The organism is Saccharopolyspora sp. NPDC003752 (assembly GCF_053605825.1).
On record NZ_JBSGJZ010000092.1, the window covers coordinates 1 to 1,157 of the forward strand.

The following is a 1,157-nucleotide window of genomic DNA, read 5'->3' on the forward strand; positions in this document are numbered from 1 at the left end:
CTAGTGTCCTGAGTCGTTGATTCGTTGTCAGGTTGTTAGGGTGTGGTATGGGTGATGGTCGTGGACCGAAGCTGGCCTTGCTGGAACTGAGCCAGGCCGAGCGAGATGCGTTGCAGGGATGGGCGCGGCGTGGCAAGACCGCCCAAGCGTTGGCGACGCGGGCGCGGATCGTGCTGGCTTGCGCGGAGGGTTTGTCCAACAGCGATGTTTCGCGACGACTTCGGGTATCGCTGCCCACTGTTGGCAAGTGGCGCAAGCGGTTCGTTGAGAGTCGGCTGGATGGCTTGAGTGACGAGCCTCGGCCGGGTGCGCCACGCAAGATTAGCGATGCCCAGGTCGAGAGGGTGATTATCAAGACTCTGGAAGAGCAGCCGGTCAACCGCGACAGTCACTGGTCGACTCGGTCGATGGCGTCGGCGACCGGGATGTCGCAGACGGCGATTTCTCGGATCTGGCGGGCTTTTGGGCTCAAGCCGCACCTGGTGGACACGTGGAAGCTGTCGACCGATCCGTTGTTCCTTGACAAAGTCCGCGACGTGGTGGGGTTGTATCTGGATCCTCCCGACAAGGCGATGGTGCTGGCGGTGGACGAGAAATCGCAGATGCAGGCGCTGGATCGCACCGCCCCGATGCTGCCGATGATGCCGGGTACGCCCGAACGTAAGACGCACGACTACGTCCGCTACGGCACCACGAGTCTGTTCGCGGCGTTGGATGTCGTCACCGGCAAGGTCATCGGTCAGCACCAGCGTCGCCACCGGCACCAGGAGTTCCTGCGTTTCCTCAAGACCATCGACGCCAACACACCTGCCGAGCTGGACTTGCACCTGGTGTGTGACAACTACGCCACGCACAAGACTCCAGCGATCAAGAATTGGCTGGCCGGCCACCCGCGGTTCCATCTGCATTTCACCCCCACCTCGGGAAGTTGGCTCAATCTCGTGGAACGCTGGTTCGCCGAGTTGACCAACCACAAACTCCGCCGCTCGTCCCACCGCAGCGTCAAAGCCCTCGAAGACGACGTCAACGCCTGGATCGCCGCGTGGAACGAGGACCCGAAACCCTTCGTGTGGACCAAAACCGCTGACGAGATCCTCGCCAGCCTCGCCCACTACTGCACCAGAATCAATAAAACCATTAACGACTCAGAACACTAG

General features: G+C 61.3%; 1 protein-coding gene. It reads left to right on the plus strand.

The features are described 5' to 3' along the window. Positions 1-47 precede the first annotated feature (47 nt). Positions 48-1,157: an IS630 family transposase gene (locus ACWEV3_RS43375; RefSeq protein ID WP_452619502.1), complete on the plus strand. Its 1,110-nt coding sequence runs from the start codon at positions 48-50 to the stop codon at positions 1,155-1,157.

Excerpts from the sequence above, each read along its gene's own strand:
- ACWEV3_RS43375 (WP_452619502.1), top strand. The coding sequence starts at position 48 with ATGGGTGATGGTCGTGGACCGAAGCTGGCCTTGCTGGAACTGAGCCAG.